The sequence below is a fragment of the Lachnoanaerobaculum sp. genome (assembly GCF_057250505.1).
The window spans coordinates 53,478-72,122 of record NZ_DBHIEQ010000001.1 but is presented as its reverse complement, the minus strand read 5'-3'; the positions used below and the strand labels follow the sequence as shown (position 1 = coordinate 72,122).

The following is an 18,645-nucleotide window of genomic DNA, read 5'->3' as shown; positions in this document are numbered from 1 at the left end:
GGAAAAGAAATGGATTTTAATTTTTCCAAAGCGCAGCAAATGCTGAAAAAAACAGTGGCTGATTTCAGCGAAAACATAGTAAAACCAAGAGCTGAAGAAATAGACAGAAGCGGTAAATTCCCAAAGGATTTATTCCTGGAAATGACAAAGATGGGGTTAACAGGTATAGGAACCGAGGAAAAATACGGTGGAAGCGGTGGTAGCGATATTGAAAAAATAATTGCTGTAGAAGAAATAGCAAAACATTGCGGTTCTACCGCCGCCACACTGTCGATTCATACTATCTTTGCCTCTGTGCTTGATAAGTTCGGTACTGAAGAACAAAAGCAAAAGTATTTACCTGTAGTATGTGCAGGTGGCGAGTTGGGGGCGTTTGCCCTAACCGAACCGAATGCCGGCTCTGATGCGGGAAGTGCAAGAACAACTGCAATATTTGATGAGAATACACAGGAGTTTGTTTTAAATGGTACAAAATGCTTTATAACAGGCGGAGGATTAGCAAAGTATGTATTGGTGTTTGCGCTTACATCACCTGAATTAAAGACCAAAGGACTCAGCTGTATACTTGTGGAGCGTGGAATACCGGGATTTTCAATAGGTAAGATTGAAGATAAGATGGGACTGCATGGCTCTGAAACGGCAGAACTTATATTCGACAATTGCAGAGTTCCTAAAGATAATCTTATCGGTCCTCTTGGAAAGGGATTTAAGATTGCAATGACTGCCCTTGACGGTGCAAGGATAGGAATTGCGGCACAGGCTGTGGGAATTGCAGCAGGTGCTCTTGATGAGAGTATAAAGTACACAAAGGAAAGGGTACAATTCGGCAGACCGATTTCTTCATTGCAGGGCTTACAATGGTATTTAGCTGAAATGGCTACAAAGGTTGAATGTGCGAGATGGATGACCTATAGAGCTGCAAACTTGAAAGTTAGTGGAATGCCATATACAAAAGAGGCGGCGATGGCGAAGCTTAATGCATCAAAAGTAGCCGTTGAAGTAACAGATAAAGCATTGCAGATACATGGCGGATATGGGTATATGAGGGATTATCCTTTGGAAAGAATGTATCGTGATGCAAAAATAACAGAAATATATGAAGGTACTTCAGAGATTCACAAGGTTGTTATAGCCAGAGAAGTGCTGAAATAGGGGGTAGATTATGAAAATCATTGTATGTATAAAGCAGGTGCCAAATACAAGTGAAGTCAAGATTAACCCTGAGACAAAAACACTTATCAGAGACGGAGTGGAGAGCATAATCAATCCTGATGATAAAAATGCCCTTGAAGCGGCATTAAGGTTAAAGGATGAAAAAGGTGTACAGGTCATTGTACTGAGTATGGGACCTATGCAGGCAAAAGAGGCTTTACTTGAAGCTTTGGCTATGGGTGCAGACAGCGCTTATCTTATAAGTGACAGAAAATTCGGCGGTTCAGATACTTGGGCTACGGCAACTATATTGGCAGCGGCTATAGAAAAAATAGGTGATTATGATTTGATAATATGCGGAAGACAGGCTATAGACGGTGATACCGCACAGGTAGGACCTGAGATTGCGGAATTTCTTAATATACCGCAGGTGACCTATGCCAAGGAAGTAGAACTCAAAGAAAATATAATCAGAGTCAAGAGATTTTGTGAATCAAAGGATTATGAGTTTGAGGTAGAATTACCGGCACTTATTACCGCTATTAAGGAACTCAATACTGTAAGATATCCAAGTGTTAAGGGAATATTTAAAGCTTATGAGAACGGAGATGATTTGATTAAGGTATTGACCTTTGATGATTTGAATGTGGATGAAACTCAAATCGGTATCAAAGGTTCGCCTACCAATGTGCATCGCTCCTTTGTACCTGTAAAAGAAAAACATAGTGAGTTTGTAGAAGGAAATACAGCAATGGAAAAGGCAAAACTTCTTTTGACAAAGCTATATGAAAATAAATTGATACAGTCCGGAGGTGCCAAATAGTGGAAAGAGCAAAGGTAAATCAAGACATAAATCTTAATGAGTATAAAGATGTTTGGGTACTTGCAGAAACTGTAAACGGTAAAATTTTGCCTATCACTTTGGAACTGATGGGAGAGGGCAGAAAGATTGCAAATGAACTTGGGAAAAAGCTTATTGTTATTGTTCCCGGATATGAGATAGAAGAAGCGGTAAAAGAACTGCTTGAGTATGATGTTGATAAGGTATATTACTTAGAACATGAACTTTTAAAAGATTTTTCTACATTGGGATTTGTCGAGGTACTCTCAGAAGAGATAAAAAAGAGAAAGCCCGAGGTGCTTTTAGTAGGTGCGACTTCCATAGGAAGAGATATCGGACCGAGACTTGCTGCAAGACTTGGCACAGGACTTACTGCAGATTGTACCGGACTTGAGGTGGATGCTGAGGATAAAAAACTCCTTATGACAAGACCTGCATTCGGTGGAAATATTATGGCAACGATTATTTGCCCGAAAAATCGTCCACAAATGGCTACAGTAAGACCGGGAGTAATGTCAAGAGCAAAGAAAGCAGAGAAAAATGATGCAGGTTTTGAGAAAATACTTCCTAAACTTAGTAAAGAAGATATAAGAACAAGGCTTATCGGCACAGTCGAACATAATCAAAGGCGAGTAAATTTAACAGACGCAAAGATTATCGTATCAGGAGGCAGAGGGATAAAAAATAAAGACGGCTTTGCACTGATAGAGAGTCTTGCAAATGCTCTTGGTGGTGAAGTCGGATCATCTCGTGCCTGTGTTGATGCGGGGTGGATTGACTCCTCTCATCAGGTAGGACAGACAGGAACGACTGTAAGACCTGATTTATATATTGCCTGCGGTATATCAGGTGCTATACAGCATTTGGCGGGAATGAGCGAATCAAAATATATAGTTGCAATAAATACAGATAAAAATGCACCTATATTTGATATTTGTGATTATGGTATCGTAGGCGATTTGAAAGAAATTATACCGGCACTTGTTTCAAGTATAGAATCCGGAGATTTCGTATTATAGTTTTGGTAAAATTATGAATATGGGGTGGCTGAGGCTGCCCCGATTTTGTTATCATAGGGTTAGTAAATTATCATTATAAGGAGGGGAAATGGAAGGAGTAAGTACAAAAAATAAAATGGAGGTGGAGCCTATAAAATCTCTTATTTTAAAAATGTCCATACCTCCGCTTATTTCCATGTGTATGCAATACTCATATAATCTGATAGATTGTATTTTTGTATCATGTATCAGTGATAAATCTTTGAGTGCTGTTTCTATAATTTTTCCTATTACGACATTGTTTTTGGCTATTGCCATTTGGATAGGGGTAGGTGTCAGTGTGCTGGTTGCAAAATACCTTGGGGAAAAGGATGAGGAAAAGGCGAATACAATAGTAGCCAATGGAATAATTGTTTCTTTTGTGGTAAGCAGTACTGTAACACTTATCACTATGAATATTATAAGAGGATTTATAATGTCATTTACAAGTGATACGGAGATTATAAATCAGGCAATGGCATATATGGATATATGTGTATTTATGGCTATACCATGTGCAGTACATATCTGTATTCAAAAGGTATTGCAGGGAACGGGAAATATGCTTGCTCCTATGTGCTTTCAGATAGCAGGTGTTGTAGTAAATCTTATATTTGATCCTGTTTTAATATTCGGTTATTTGGGATTTAAACCTATGGGAGTCAGAGGGGCTGCCATTGCTACGGTTATGGGATATACTTTCTCTACGATTTTGGCATTCCTTGTACTCATATTCCAAAAGCAAAAGGTTAAATTGGGTTTAAAATACTTTATAATCCGTGTTAATCATGTAAGGGATATCTTTGTAGTGGGTTTCCCGTCTTTTATAATGAATGTGCTTGGAGCGGCAATGGTATATAATACAAATCTCTTTCTGAAACAATATTCAGAGATAGCAATTGCCTTCTTTGGAGCGTATTTTAAGATACAGCAGATGGTAATAATGACATTGAACGGACTTATACAGGGGTGTATACCGGTGATGAGCTATAATTACGGGGCAAAAAGAGAGGATAGATTAAAGGAGAGTCTAAAGATAGGCACAATTGTTGCAATAATGCTCACATCATTCAGTATAGTAATGCTTTGGACTTTTACTGAAAATATATTGCAGACCTTTAATCCGCCAAAAGAGATGTTTGAGTTTGGAATTTTCGGTATCAGGATAATGAGTCTTAGCTATGTGTTTGTCGGTATTACAACTATGATAGCATCATATATGCAGTCTACAAAGAATGTAGGTAAAAGTATATTGATAAATCTTTGCAGACAGCTTTTATTGCTGATTCCTATAATGTTTATAGGTTCAAAGACTCTCGGGCTTGAAGGTATATGGAGCGCCTTCCTTGCAACCGAGGTAATCTGTGTTGTACTAAGTTTGATTTTATATAAGAATACAAAGATAGATATAGGCAGAGAAGTTGTATAGCGATTTTAAGGAGATGTTTTTTAAGTATGATGTAATTGATACCATGTTTTTCATGTACCGGTGTATAAAAAATTTTAGAAATTTGTGTAACAGAAAAGTGGCTTAGAGCCTTGTGTTTGCAAGGTTTTAAGCCGCTTTTTTGATTAGATAAAGATATATGTATCTTTAATTTGTGCTGTTACAGTGTAGAATCCGTCATATTTTCAACATATTGCCCATATCAAAATAATAGATATAAATATGAAATTAAAAACAAAATAAATTAACGTAAGAAATAATATTGAAGTAAAATTTTGTTTAAATTGTACTAATATAAGTGATAGTAATATTAGCTCTTTCAATATTTCTATATATCTTTTTCGACATTTTGAAATATACGATAATTAATTATTGAATAATAATAAAAATATACAAAATACTTGACAATATATATATATATATATAATGGACATAGATATAATTTTCACACACTAAATAAAGGAGGTTGAAATATGAGTAAAAGGAAATTGCTGGAAGGGATACGAGTTATTGAATATGCTAATTTCGTGGCGGCTCCTATCAGCGGAAGAGTGCTGGCAGACTGGGGTGCAGAGGTTATCAAGATCGAGCCTGCTTTTGGAGATATGACCAGAGCTGTAGGTATGCAGTGGAATTTTCCAACCGGTGAAGATGAATGTCCGTTGTTTGAGATGGAAAATTCAGGGAAAAAGGGAATAGTGGTTGATACCACTACAAAAGAGGGAGTGGAGATTATATTCAAACTCCTGGAAACTGCTGATATTTTCCTGACAAACACTCGTGAGAAGGCTCTGTTAAAAAGCGGCTTAGACTATGAAAGTGTACACAAAAGAGCACCGCATATTGTATATGCACATTTGCTTGGATATGGAGAAAAGGGCCCTGCAAAGGATAATCCGGCATTTGACTACACAGCATACTTTGCCAGAGGAGGTGTAGCTGCAAGCCTTATGGAAAAAAATACATCACCTTGTAATTCAGCTGCGGCACTTGGAGATCACTATGCCGGAATGAATCTGACAGCCGGTATTTTGGCAGCTCTTCACAGCAAGGAGCAGACCGGAGAAGGAGAAAAGGTTACAGTTTCACTGTTCCATACAGCAGTATTCGGATTAGGACTATATGTGAATGCGGCACAGTATGGATACAATATGCCTATCACTCGAAAGGAACCACCAAACCCTCTAAACACTACCTATAAATGTTCTGACGGAAATTGGCTTCAATTGGCATTTTTCCAATATGATAAGTGGTTCCCGGGATTTTGCGATATTGTAATAGAGAGACCTGATCTTAAGGGTTCAAAGTACAGTACTATGAAGAGCGTGGTGAATTATATTTCAGAGTTCGTTGATATGATGGAAATAGAGTTTGCAAAGCGACCGATTGATGAGTGGTGTGAGCGCTTGCAAAAAGCCGGAATACCTTTTGAAAAATTACAGACTCCTGTGGATATATTGAATGATCCGCAGTGTTGGGCAAATGACTTTTTGATAAAGATGAAGTATAGGAATGGCAATGAGAGGACTATGTTCACAAATCCTGTTCAATTCCCTACAAGAGAAAGAGAAGATTATCACTTAGCACCTTTACTTGGAGAACATACACAAGAGGTATTGAAGGAAGCAGGGTATTCTAAAGAGCAGATAGAGGCTTTAAAAGCAGATAAAGTAGTAGGGTAGTCAGATAATAAGACAATGAGGTAGCACAGTGTATACGATGGGATTAGATTTTGGCTCTACGGCATCAAAAGGAGTCATTTTGAATGATGGCAAGGATATAGTCGCTTCGGCAATTATTACATCAGGTACAGGTACAAGCGGACCGGGTCGTGTAAAAGAGCAACTTTTTTATGAAAGCGGGTTATCTGAAAAAGATATGGCGGCGGTTGTAGTGACAGGTTATGGAAGAATGACATATAAGGATGCAAACAAGCAAATAAGTGAGCTTAGTTGTCATGCCAGAGGAGTAAGTTTTCTTATTCCGGAAGCAAGGACTGTAATAGATATCGGAGGACAGGATGTAAAGGCACTGGCACTTGATAAAAACGGAAGACTTGACAATTTTGTTATGAATGATAAATGTGCTGCCGGAACAGGCAGATTTTTAGATGTGATGGCAGGAGTTTTAGAGACTGAGGTTTCAAAACTTGGTGAAATATCGGAAAAATCTAAATCTCCTGTAAGCATCAGCAGCACATGTACGGTGTTTGCAGAGTCAGAGGTGATATCACATCTATCAGCGGGTTCAAAAAAAGAAGATATAGTAGCAGGAATTCATGCATCTGTAGCCGGTCGTGTGTCAGCACTTGCCAAACGAATCGGGGTAAAGGAAAAAGTAGTTATGGTAGGTGGAGTGGCAAAGAACAAAGGCGTTGTAAAGGCTATGGAAGATGCATTGGGGATCAAGATCGAGGTGCCTGAGCTTGCTCAGCTTACAGGAGCTTTGGGGGCAGCATTGTTCGCATTTGATGAAATTAAAGATAAGTAGAGGAGGAAAAGATGTCAGAAGAGAAAAAAACAGAGGAGAAAAAGACGGAAGAAAAGAAAGTCACTGCAATGAAAATGATCAATGGCTTACTGGCTAAGTCCTATAAAGAGGCATGGGAAGCCAAAGAAAAGGGGATTCCTGTGGGATGGTCCACTTCAGTTTTTCCACAGGAAATAGTAGAAAGCTTTGGACTTCCTCTTTTATATCCTGAAAACCAGGCGGCAGGAGTGGCAGCAAAGAAGGAATCATTATCATTACAGGAAAAGGCAGAGGCAAGGGGATATTCTATAGACCTGTGTGCATATGCCAGAACAAATTTCGGATTGCTTGAAAATGGCGGCTCTGAGAATTTGAATATGCCTAAGCCTGATTTTGTTTGCTGTTGTAATAATATCTGTAATGAAGTGATTAAGTGGTATGAGAGCCTTGCCAGAGAGCTTAACATTCCACTGATAATGATTGATACAGCATACAATAATTCAGGAGAGGTCAGTCAAAGTCGTATTGACTATTTTGTTGCTCAGTTTAAAGAGGCTGCAAACCAGCTTGAAAAAATATCAGGAAAGAAATTTGATCCAAAAAAACTTGAAGAAGTTATGGCGATTTCTGCTGAAAACGGAAAGTTGTGGAAGGAATCTATGTCTCTTTCAAAAGATGTATATCCTGCACCTATGAACGGATTTGATCTATTCTCATATATGGCGGTAATAGTATGCTACAGAGGTAAAAAGGAGACTACAGAGGCATTTAAATTGCTAATTTCAGAGTTGAAAGAACATATAAAAAACGGTACAACATCCAACAGATGTGAAGAAAAGTACAGAATAATGATGGAAGGTATTCCTTGTTGGCCATATATAGGATATAAGATGAAAACTTTCGGCAAATATGGTGTAAATATGACAGGAAGTGTCTATCCTCACGCTTGGGCTTTGGTATATGAAAAGAATGATTTGGAAGGGTTGGCAAGAGCATATTGCAGTATGTTCAATAATGTCGATTTGTACAAGATGTCAGATTACAGGATAAATGCTTTAAAGGATGGAAATTGTGAGGGTGTATTTTATCACATGAATCGCAGTTGTAAGTTGATGAGTTTTATTCAGTATCAAATGGCGAGAGATGTATATGAAAAGACCGGTCTGCCATATGCTTCATTTGATGGGGATCAAGCTGATCCAAGAGCTTTTTCAGATGCACAGTTTGAGACCAGACTTCAGGGACTTGTGGAAGTTATGGAACATCAGAAAAAAGACGGAGGTAGCACAAAATGACAGAGATTAAAAAAATAATAGATGAGCTGGAATATATTGCAGAAAATCCTAAGAAGGCAGTTGGTGAATATATAGAAAAAACCGGAGGAAAGGCTGTGGGAGTTGCTCCTGTGTATGCACCTGAGGAGTTGGTTCATGCGGCCGGAATGCTACCGGTAGGACTTTGGGGCGGACAGAATGTGAATTTGGATCTGGCAAAACAGTATTTTCCGGCATTTTGTAATTCAGTTGCTTTCACGTGCATGGAATTAGCTTTACAAGGCAAATATAAGCAGTTATCGGCAGCAATAATTCCGGGAATGGATGACACATTTATATCTTTAGGACAGAACTGGAAATCAGCAATAAAAGATATTCCTTTTATCACACTTGTGTACCCGCAGAACAGAAAGCTTGAGGCAGGAGTAAAGTTTTTAGTTTCAGAACTTAATAATGTAAAAAAAGAGCTGGAAAAGATCGCAGGAAAAGAGATTTCTGAGGAGGCTATTTTTAAAAGTATTGATATTTACAATGAGCATAGAAAGTTGATGAGAGAGTTTGTAAGTTTGGCGGCATCTCATCCGAATTCTATCAACAATGTACAGAGAAATCGCATTATAAAATCAGCTTATTTTATGCTTAAAGAAGAGCATAGTGAAAAGGTAAAAGCATTGAATAAGGCATTGAAAGAGCTGCCTGAAGAAAGATATGAAGGTCACAGAGTTATAACTACAGGCTTTATATTGGATTCAAAAGAAGTGCTTGAAATAATGGAGAAAAATAAATTAAGAATTGTGGGAGATGATATTGCTCATGAAACAAGACAGTTCAGAACGGATGTGCCTAAGAAGGAAACCGCTCTCTTAAGTATAGCAAGTCAGTGGTCAAATATTGAGGGATGTTCATATGCTTTTGATCCTTTAAGACTTCGTGGCAAATTGATTGCAAAGCTGGCAAATGAGAGGAAAGCAACCGGTGTAGTATTTGCACTTTTGAAATTTTGTGACACTGAGGAATATGATGCTCCTATTATGTTGGATGATATACATGACGCCGGAATCAAGGCGGTGACAATAGAAATTGATCAGGAATCCGGAAGCATTGAACAAATAAGAACGAGAATTCAAACATTTGCTGAGATGCTTTAAAAAGTAAAAGCTGGAGGAAAGCATGATATTAAAAAAGGAACATGAATTGTTAAGAAAAACTGTCAGAGATTTTGTGAAGAGGGAGATGGCAGTTTATCCGGATGAGGTGGATAAAACCGGAAAGATACCTAAGGATGTAATAGACAAACTGGCAAAGTACAAGTTCATATCTTCTATAATTCCAAGGGAGTATGGTGGTGCAGGAGCCGACTATGTATCCTACGCTATTATAATGGAAGAAATCAGTAGAAGATGTGCGTCTACAGGTACTTATATCACAGCGGCATCTTCTCTTGTAGCACTTCCGTTGGTGAACTTCGGAACACCTGAGCAAAAGGAAAAGTACTTGAGACCTTTAGCAGAAGGTAAGTATATAGGATGTTTCGGACTTACTGAACCCGGAGCCGGTTCAGATGCCGGAGCAGGTCAGACAATAGCTGTAGATAAGGGTGACTACTATGAGCTTAGTGGAAGAAAGTGCTTTATAACCAATGCTCCTATTTGTGATTTTGCAATAATATCGGCAATGACTGATAAGAGCAAGGGAACTAGAGGAATAAGTACTTTCATCGTTGAGTCAAAGTGGGAAGGTTTTTCCGTAGGTGCTCATGAGGATAAGATGGGTATTCGAGGCACGGAGACATCTGACATTATCCTTGATAAGGTTAAAGTACCGAAATCCAATTTGCTTGGAAGTGAAGGACGTGGATTCAAGATTATGTTGAACACTTTGGATTATGGTCGTATAGGCGTTGCCGCACAAGCTCTTGGAGTAGCACAGGGTGCTTTGGATGAGGCTATAAAGTATACACAGGAGCGTGTTCAATTCAACAGACCTTTGGCAAAATTTCAAAATACCCAGTTTACCATTGCAGATATGGCAACAAAGGTGCAGGCTGCGAGACTTCTGGTATATGATGCCGCAGTGAAAAAAGACAATGGAGAAGTTCCCGGACTTGAATCTGCGATGGCTAAGTATTATGCTGCTGAAACTGCAAATGAGGTTGCTTATAAAGCGTTACAGTTGCATGGAGGATATGGCTTTATTAAAGATTACCCTATAGAAAGAATATACAGAGATGCCAGAATTTTGTCTATATATGAGGGTACGTCACAGGTGCAGCAGATGGTGATTGCAGGTAATGTGATTAAAAAATCATAAGTGAGCTTTTTATCAAGTTTATAAATATGGAGGATTAACTTTGAGAATTATAGTATGTGCAAAGCAGGTGCCTGATACCACAGAAGTACGTATAGATCCAAAAACAAATACGCTTATAAGGGAAGGAGTGCCAAGTATTTTAAATCCTGACGATGCTAATGCACTTGAGGCTGCGTTAAAAATAAAGGATGAGTATTCGGAAACAGTGGTAAGTGTAATATCTATGGGACCGCCTCAGGCAGAGAATATGTTAAGAGAATGTTTGGCTATGGGAGCTGATGAAGCTTATCTGATTTCGGACAGGGCTTTTGGAGGATCTGATACTTGGGCTACTTCAAATGCATTGGCGTCAGCTTGTAGAAAGTTTGAAAAATTTGATTTTATATTCGGTGGTCGTCAGGCTATTGACGGAGATACTGCACAAGTGGGGCCTCAGATAGCAGAAAAACTGGGCATACCACAGGTTACATATGTACAGGATATAAAGTTAAATGATGATAAAAGTGTAACCGTTCAAAGACAGCTTGAGGACGGGTATGAGGTAATAGAGGTAAACTCTCCGGCAATGCTCACGGCAGTAAAAGAACTGAATGACCCAAGATATATGCGAGTAGACAGGATATTTGATGCTATGAAGATGGATATTACACGCTGGAGCATTGATGATTTGGATGTGTCACCAACTGAGGTGGGACTTAAGGCTTCTCCTACAAGAGTTGCGAGATCATTTACTCCTGAACCTAAGGGTAAATCAGTCATTCTTGAAGGAACGGTAAAAGAGATGGTTGAAAATTTGGCTGTGAAGTTTAAACATCAACATATTATCTGATAGGAGGAGCAATGGATAACAGGGATATAAAGCAATTTAAAGATGTATGGGTATTTGCCGAGCAACATCAGGGAACACTTACACCGGTGGTTGTTGAGCTGTTAGGGGAAGGCAGAAAGCTGGCAGATAAACTTGATGTGAAGCTTTGTGCACTTCTTGTCGGCAGCAATGTAAAAGATTTGATACAAACTTTGATCCATTATGGAGCTGACAGAGTTTACTGTGTTGACAATGAGTTGTTGGAGAAATATACCACTGACGGATATTCTAAAGCAGTGTGTATAGCTGTAGAAAGTTATAAACCTGAGATAATTATGATGGGAGCTACACATATAGGAAGAGATCTGGCTCCAAGAATTGCATCAAAATTAAACACAGGTCTGACAGCAGATTGTACCGGACTTGAAATAGATCCTGAAGATGGAAAGCTTAGGCAGACAAGGCCTGCTTTTGGCGGAAATCTGATGGCCACCATCATTTGTCCGGAGACGAGACCGCAAATGTGTACAGTACGTCCAGGAGTAATGGATAAAGCAATAAAGGACACAAACAGAACCGGTGAAACAATAGAAATAGAAGTTGACATATCTCAAAAAGATATCAGAACAAAAGTGCTTGAGATAGTGAAGATTAAAAGGGATATGATTCCACTTACAGATGCGGATGTCATTGTATCAGGCGGTATGGGAATAAAAAATGCCGAAGGATTTAAGATGCTTAAGGAGTTGGCAGATGTTTTAGGAGGAACGTTAGGAGCTTCAAGGGCGACTGTGGATGCAGGTTGGATTGACAAATCAAGACAGGTTGGACAGACAGGTACTACTGTAAGACCTAAGCTCTATATTGCCTGCGGTATTTCCGGAGCTATACAGCATCTGGCAGGTATGCAGGAATCCGGAATGATTGTTGCAATAAACACGAATCCCAATGCACCGATATTTGAGGTGGCAGATTATGGAATAGTGGGAGATGTATATGAAGTTGTGCCGCAGTTGATTGAGCTTTTAAAGGATGAAGTGCGTTTAGATGAATTACTAAGTAAAGTTTAGGGAGAAGAGTATGGATAAAGACAATTTGGGTAAGTCCGGTCTTGCAACTATGTTTTCGGTGGCTGCGGTTTGGTTTGGAACTCATGTGGGAGGTGGATTTGCTACAGGAAATCAAACTGTACAGTACTTTGTGAAGTTTGGATATACCGCCTTATTTATGCCTGCTATTATAATAATTCTTTTAGGCTGGTGTTATTATAACGGAGCGGTAATGGCAAAAAATCATAAGGCATTCCGCTATGATGAACTTGCCCATCATTTGTATGCTCCTTTTTCAACAGCAGGAAAATTATTTTTTGATATTGCATTTTTTGTGTTGGTTGTGGTAGGAGCAGGTATTGCTATAGCCGGAGGAGGAAAACTCTTTGCCAGTCTGTGGGGTCTGAATTTCTATCTTGGATGTATTATTACAGGTGCAATATTTTTCATATTGACAATATTTGGAGCGGGGCTTGTAAGAAAGGCGTCTACAGTTATAACAATAATGATTTTGATATGCCTTATTGCATTGCTGATACCGGGATTATCTCTTGGAAGTCAGGGATTGAAAGAGGTCATCAGTACAAAACATGTGGAAGGTTCTGTTTTTTCGGCGATTTGGAACGGTTTATTGTATGCAGGATTTCAAAGTTTGGTAGTGGCATCTATTATCAGTACATCACAGTTGCTTGACACCACAAAGAAGTGCAGAGGATTTGCAATTATAGGAACAATAATAAACGGTTTGATGACTGCATTATGTGCAATAATGATACTTGGAAATTTTGCCGCTCTTTCACAACTTGATGACGGAATGAGCTTGCCGATATTTAATATTGCAAAATTTTTGAACAGACCGGTACTTCTGTATGCATATTCTTTGATATTATTCAGTGCATTTGTTTCCACCGGTGTCGGAGTTGTATTTGGTCTGGTTACAAGGTTTGAAAAGGTAGGGTTACAGTCTCTTTCACTTGAACAAAGAAGAATCATAATTTCACTTGTGTCAATTGTGTTGGCTACGTTGTTGTCATTTGCAGGACTTACAAAGCTTATTGCAGTCGGTTATGGATGGATTGGAAGAGTGTGTGTGTTCTTACTTGTGATACCTCTTGCAATTGTGGCTCCAATAAAGAATGCAAAGTTTAAAAAAGAACATCCTGAAGTGGAGTAGTGATATAAAATATTATATTAGGTTGGTGTAGTCTAAAAACTGTACCGACCTATTTCATTTTCTGTATTTTTAATATTGACTTTTACTGTATGTATGTCTAAAATTCTTAGTAAGTCGGTTATTCGGCTTAGTATATTTTCTTAGTATTTAATGATATCTGTATTTGTAAATATCCCCGATAAAATGAAATATAATTTATTTATTTTAAAAGGTAGTGTTTTACATTTGAGTTAGTAAATACTAACTTACAGAGAGTTTTTAGCTTACAGGAGGAGATTATGGCAGAGAAAGGTCATGAATTTTTGGCAAGAATAGGTAAGACAAGGTTAAGACCGGGTGGTGTGGTGGCTACCGATTGGTTACTTGAGAAGGGAAATATCAAGGCTGATTCAAAGGTTTTGGAGGTGGCTTGTAATATGGGAACCACCTTGATTCATATAGCAAAGAAATACGGTTGTGATATTATAGGAGTGGATTTGGATGAAAAAGCGGTCGAAAAGGCAAGGAAGAAGATAAAAGATAACGACCTGGAAGACAAAGTAAAGGTTATGGAAGGTGATGCCTTCAAGCTTCCTTTTGAGGATGAAAGCTTTGACGTTGTGGTAAATGAAGCCATGCTGACAATGCTTTTGGGTGATAAAAAGGAGAGAGCGTTAAAAGAATATTACAGAGTATTGAAGCCCGGCGGAGTTGTATTAACTCAGGATGTTGTTTTAATCACTGATGATGAAAACAGAGCAAAGGAACTTCGTATCGGTCTTAGCAGGGCTATAAATGTAAATGTGGAACCGCTTATAGAAACGGAGTGGAGAGCCTGCTTTGAAAGATCCGGATTTCAAGTGGAGGAAAAGAGCGGTCCGATGAGTCTTATGAGTATTCCCGGAATGATGAAAGATGAGGGTATTTTTGGAGCATTCAGTATTATAAGAACAGGATTGCAGGAGTTTAATAAGGAATACTTTCAAAGGATGCGTTCATTTATGATGGATAATAAAAAAGAACTTGGATATATATGTTTTGCGGGGAGAAAAGAATAAAAATATATAACAGTACGTTGTAACTTTATCTTTAGCATCTGAGGTATGTAAAAGTGGTTTAAAGTCTTGTATTTATAAGGCTATAGCCACTTTTTTCCTTGTCAAAATATTGAGTGGAAACTTCAAATATCTTTATAAAAAAATATAGTGAATCTTCTATATGGGTCAGTGCGGTTTAAAACTGTACAGACCCTTTTTTGACGAAACATATTACTGTAGTCCAATTTGATTTTTTACAAAGTAAAAATATAAGAAACTACAATCAATTATAATATATATATTATACAATAATATTATTAAAATATATATATTATAAATAAAATAAAAGAGGATAACTTTGATAAAAAATAGATTATTAGTATAAAATGATATAATTCACATATTTTTAAAAAAGTAATTGATATATATATATATATATATGGTAACATTAAATAGTAATAAATAAAAATGCTATCAATATTAGATAAAAATATATAATGTTGATGTTATTTTGTTGACGTGATTATAAAAGAGTTAAATATGGAAGTGCAAGAGAATACTTCGTTATAAATTACATTAACAATGTTTCAAAGTGTGCTTTGAAATAAAATATAAAAATTAATGGAGGCAATATTATGGCAGGAAAAAGTATTGACGAGATTGTTATTGGAGAGAAAGCGTGCTTTTCTAAAACGATCACAGAGGGAGATGTGTATTTGTATGCTGGAATAATTGGGGATTTGAATTCAGCACACATAAATGAAGAGGCTGCAAAAAAAGGTATTTTTGGTAAGAGAATAGCGCATGGAATGCTTACAGCAGGTCTTGTGTCAACTGTTCTTGGAATGAAATTACCCGGAGAAGGTACTATATACATGGGACAGGAATTAAAGTTCACAAAACCGGTATATTTTGGAGATACTGTCACAGCTACAGTAGAGGTATCAGAAAAGATAAAGGATAAGTTCTTAAAATTAAAGACAGTTTGTATGAATCAAAATGGAGAGGTTGTATTAGAGGGGGTTGCAATGGTTCTGCCACCAAAAAAGGAGGCCGGTAAATGAGAGTACAATTCTTAACGGCAAGAGAAGCGGCAAATTTAATTACGGACAATGCAACTATAGCAATAAATGGGTTTGTCGGTATAGGTGCGGCAGAGGAGGTTCAGGAAAAAATAAAAGAAAGATATGAAGAGACAAACGCACCTAAAGGTTTGACACTTTATTATGCTGCAGGTCAAGGTGACGGGAAAGACAGAGCTCTTAATCTCTTAAATGGTGAAGGTCTTTTAAAGAGGGTTGTAGGTGGACATTGGAATTTGGCACCAAAACTTCAGAAGTTGGCTCTTGATAATAAGATAGAAGCATATAATTTTCCGCAGGGAGTTATTTCACATATGTTTCGTTCATCAGCATCTGGAGAAAAAGGAACAATTAGTAAGATTGGATTAGATACGTTTGTAGATCCGACACAAGATGGTGGAAAGTTAAACAGTATAACAAAAGAAGACCTTGTTAAGAAGATAGAGCTTGAGGGGGAAGAATATCTCTATTATTTAGCACCTAAAATTGATTTTGCAATTATAAGAGGTACTTTTGCTGATGAATATGGAAATATTAGTTTAGAGGAAGAAGTTGCTACACTTGATGCAACAAATATGGCAATTGCTTGCAAGAATAATGGGGGTAAAGTTATTGTACAGGTCAAGGATATTGTAGGTGCAAATACCCTTGACCCAAGATTGGTAAAGATTCCCGGAGTGCTTGTAGATGTTGTTGTTAAATGCACCGATATAAATGCATATCATGATCAGGTTTTTGGTGAGGTTTATAATCCTGCTTATTGTGGAAATGCTAAGACATTGCTTAATAGAGTTGCACCTCCAAAATTGGATAATAGAAAAGTTATCGGCAGAAGAGGTGCGATGGAGATACACGCATATTCTTTAGTTAACTTAGGAATTGGAATTCCTGAACTTGTTGGTGCAGTTGCTAATGAAGAAGGTCAAGGTGATAAAATTACGCTTAGTGTGGAGTCGGGAATAACCGGAGGAGTACCACTTGGAGGTATAAAATTTGGTGGAGTAATAAATCCACAGTCTATCATAGATCAGGATATACAATTTGACCTCTATGATGGTGGTGGATTGGATGTAACATTCCTTGGATTAGCACAGTGTGATAAAGAAGGTAATATAAATGTATCTAAATTTGGACCGAAGATTCCAGGATGTGGCGGTTTTATTAATATTTCGCAAAGCACAAAGAGAATTGTATTCTGTGGTACATTCACTGCAGGCGGATTAAAAGAAAAAGTTGAAAATGGAGAACTTATTATTCTTGAAGAAGGTAGGGAAAAGAAATTTGTCAAGAAGGTTGAACAAATAACTTTTTCCGCAAAATATGCTAATGAAACAGAACAGGAAGTTTTATATATTACAGAAAGGTGTGTTTTTAGGTTGACAAAGGAAGGGCTTATGTTAATAGAAATAGCACCGGGTGTAGACCTTGAACGAGATATTCTTGGAAATATGGATTTCATACCGATTATTCCTGAAAAATTGGAGATGATGGATGAAAGGATCTTTAGAGATACTTTAATGAGCTTGGAACTTAAGAATATATAAAATTTAAAAAAAGAGGAATAAAAATGCAAATTATTGGAATATTAGGAATTATTCTATCACTTGGTCTTCTTATGTACCTTGCATTTAGAGGCTTTTCAGTTGTTGCTGTTGCACCACTTTTAGCACTACTTGCTGTAGTTATAGGTACTATTTCAATGGGAGAAGATCCACATTTAATGGCTCATTATACAGAAGTATTTATGGCCAGTCTTGGGAAATATGTTCGTAATTATTTTCCTATCTTTTTACTGGGGGCAATTTTTGGAAAAATGTTGGAGGATTCAGGTTCAGCAGATTCCATTTCCGGTTTTATAACCGCAAAATTAGGTAGCCATATGGCTATATTGTCTGTTGTATTATCCTGTTCGCTATTAACTTATGGTGGAGTTTCGTTATTTGTTGTTGCTTTTGCGATATATCCGATAGGAGCGAAGCTTTTTAAAGAGGTTGATATTCCAAAGAGAATTTTGCCCGGTGCAATAGCATTGGGAGCATTCACATATACAATGACGGCAGTTCCGGGGTCACCTCAAATTCAGAACGCTATTCCGATGAAGTATTTTGGAACAGATGCTTTTGCAGCTCCGATACTTGGAATTATTGCTACAATCGTGATGTTTGGGCTTGGTATGTTTTGGCTGTCATTCCGTGCCAGAACAGCTAAACAAAAAGGCGAAGGATATGGAGAACACAATGAGCATTTTAAAACAAATGATGAGAAAAAAAGTTCACCTTCATTTGCTGTAGCACTTGCACCTATTATTGCGGTACTTGTAATTAATTATGTTTTATCCAGAGTGATTTATCCAAATATTGATGGCGGTTATTTGGAGGGTGAGCCATATAAGACAAATTTAAAAGCTGTAACCGGAAACTGGTCTTTGATTATTGCTTTATTTGTTGGAATTATTATAACTGTTATACTTAATTTTAAGAGATTTGAGAATGTGGTAAAGACCATTACTACAGGAACTAACGGGTCTTTCTTGGCAATATTTAATACTGCTTCTGAAACAGGGTATGGTAATGTTATTGCAGGTTTATCTGCATTTGCGATTATCAGTGCCGGGATCGTAAGTATATCGTCCAATCCATTGATTGGTACGGCTGTATCAAGTTCGGTTTTAGCCGGTGTTACAGGTTCAGCATCAGGTGGACTATCAATTGCATTAGAGACAATGGGAAAGCAGTTTTTAGAGATAGCACAGACAATGGGGATTAACCCTCAAGTACTTCATAGAGTAGCTTCAATAGCCTGTGGAGGTATGGATACATTGCCACACAATGGTGCAGTTATCACATTACTTGGAATTACAGGAATGACACATAAAGAGTCATATGCAGATATTGGAATGTGTACAGTAATAATTCCACTGATAGCTGTTACAATAATAATAATTTTTGCCAGTTTTGGTATTGTTTAGTATATGTTGTAGTTATTA

Annotated in this window: 16 protein-coding genes; all 16 read left to right on the top strand. The window is 37.7% G+C overall.

Annotated features, from left to right (window positions below; translation table 11 throughout):
* Nucleotides 1–9 precede the first annotated feature (9 nt).
* A complete protein-coding gene (gene acrC, locus ACO6FI_RS00425) occupies nt 10–1,152 on the top strand; it encodes an acryloyl-CoA reductase (RefSeq protein ID WP_485455617.1) in 1,143 nt (380 codons plus the stop codon).
* A gap of 10 nt (nt 1,153–1,162) precedes the next feature.
* The gene (locus tag ACO6FI_RS00420) at nt 1,163–1,975 is read left to right on the top strand and encodes an electron transfer flavoprotein subunit beta (protein ID WP_485455616.1); all 813 of its coding nucleotides are present in this window, start codon (nt 1,163–1,165) and stop codon (nt 1,973–1,975) included.
* Nucleotides 1,975–3,012: an electron transfer flavoprotein subunit alpha/FixB family protein gene (locus ACO6FI_RS00415; RefSeq protein ID WP_485455615.1), complete on the top strand. Its 1,038-nt coding sequence runs from the start codon at nt 1,975–1,977 to the stop codon at nt 3,010–3,012. The genes ACO6FI_RS00420 and ACO6FI_RS00415 overlap by 1 nt, the downstream gene beginning before the upstream one ends.
* 88 nt (nt 3,013–3,100) lie before the next feature.
* Nucleotides 3,101–4,459 (top strand): MATE family efflux transporter, encoded by a 1,359-nt coding sequence (locus ACO6FI_RS00410; protein ID WP_485455614.1) that lies wholly within the window; start codon nt 3,101–3,103, stop codon nt 4,457–4,459.
* A gap of 491 nt (nt 4,460–4,950) precedes the next feature.
* Nucleotides 4,951–6,159 carry a CaiB/BaiF CoA transferase family protein gene (locus tag ACO6FI_RS00405; RefSeq protein ID WP_485455613.1) on the top strand — a complete coding sequence of 403 codons (1,209 nt, stop codon included), beginning with the start codon at nt 4,951–4,953 and terminating at the stop codon, nt 6,157–6,159.
* A 28-nt stretch (nt 6,160–6,187) separates the two neighbouring features.
* A complete protein-coding gene (locus ACO6FI_RS00400; RefSeq protein WP_485455612.1) occupies nt 6,188–6,967 on the top strand; it encodes an acyl-CoA dehydratase activase in 780 nt (259 codons plus the stop codon).
* Between the two features lie 11 nt (nt 6,968–6,978).
* Nucleotides 6,979–8,241 carry a (R)-2-hydroxyisocaproyl-CoA dehydratase subunit alpha gene (hadB, locus tag ACO6FI_RS00395; protein ID WP_485455611.1) on the top strand — a complete coding sequence of 421 codons (1,263 nt, stop codon included), beginning with the start codon at nt 6,979–6,981 and terminating at the stop codon, nt 8,239–8,241.
* Complete coding sequence (locus ACO6FI_RS00390) at nt 8,238–9,368, top strand: 2-hydroxyacyl-CoA dehydratase subunit D (protein ID WP_485455610.1); 1,131 nt, start codon at nt 8,238–8,240, stop codon at nt 9,366–9,368. Before hadB ends, ACO6FI_RS00390 begins: the two co-directional genes overlap by 4 nt.
* A 22-nt stretch (nt 9,369–9,390) precedes the next feature.
* Nucleotides 9,391–10,530 (top strand): putative isocaproyl-CoA dehydrogenase AcdB, encoded by a 1,140-nt coding sequence (acdB, locus tag ACO6FI_RS00385; protein WP_485455609.1) that lies wholly within the window; start codon nt 9,391–9,393, stop codon nt 10,528–10,530.
* A 40-nt stretch (nt 10,531–10,570) separates the two neighbouring features.
* Nucleotides 10,571–11,359, top strand: coding sequence for an electron transfer flavoprotein subunit beta (etfB, locus tag ACO6FI_RS00380; RefSeq protein ID WP_485455608.1), 789 nt, complete (start codon nt 10,571–10,573; stop codon nt 11,357–11,359).
* A gap of 11 nt (nt 11,360–11,370) precedes the next feature.
* Nucleotides 11,371–12,408 carry an electron transfer flavoprotein subunit alpha/FixB family protein gene (locus tag ACO6FI_RS00375; RefSeq protein ID WP_485455607.1) on the top strand — a complete coding sequence of 346 codons (1,038 nt, stop codon included), beginning with the start codon at nt 11,371–11,373 and terminating at the stop codon, nt 12,406–12,408.
* Between the two features lie 10 nt (nt 12,409–12,418).
* Complete coding sequence (locus tag ACO6FI_RS00370; protein ID WP_485455606.1) at nt 12,419–13,561, top strand: YkvI family membrane protein; 1,143 nt, start codon at nt 12,419–12,421, stop codon at nt 13,559–13,561.
* 278 nt (nt 13,562–13,839) lie between these two features.
* Complete coding sequence (locus ACO6FI_RS00365; RefSeq protein WP_485455605.1) at nt 13,840–14,598, top strand: class I SAM-dependent methyltransferase; 759 nt, start codon at nt 13,840–13,842, stop codon at nt 14,596–14,598.
* Nucleotides 14,599–15,212: 614 nt separating this feature from the next.
* A complete protein-coding gene (locus tag ACO6FI_RS00360) occupies nt 15,213–15,641 on the top strand; it encodes a MaoC family dehydratase (protein ID WP_485455604.1) in 429 nt (142 codons plus the stop codon).
* Nucleotides 15,638–17,203: an acyl CoA:acetate/3-ketoacid CoA transferase gene (locus ACO6FI_RS00355; RefSeq protein WP_485455603.1), complete on the top strand. Its 1,566-nt coding sequence runs from the start codon at nt 15,638–15,640 to the stop codon at nt 17,201–17,203. The genes ACO6FI_RS00360 and ACO6FI_RS00355 overlap by 4 nt, the downstream gene beginning before the upstream one ends.
* A gap of 23 nt (nt 17,204–17,226) precedes the next feature.
* Nucleotides 17,227–18,627 carry a GntP family permease gene (locus ACO6FI_RS00350; RefSeq protein ID WP_485455602.1) on the top strand — a complete coding sequence of 467 codons (1,401 nt, stop codon included), beginning with the start codon at nt 17,227–17,229 and terminating at the stop codon, nt 18,625–18,627.
* The last annotated feature ends 18 nt before the right edge of the window (nt 18,628–18,645 follow it).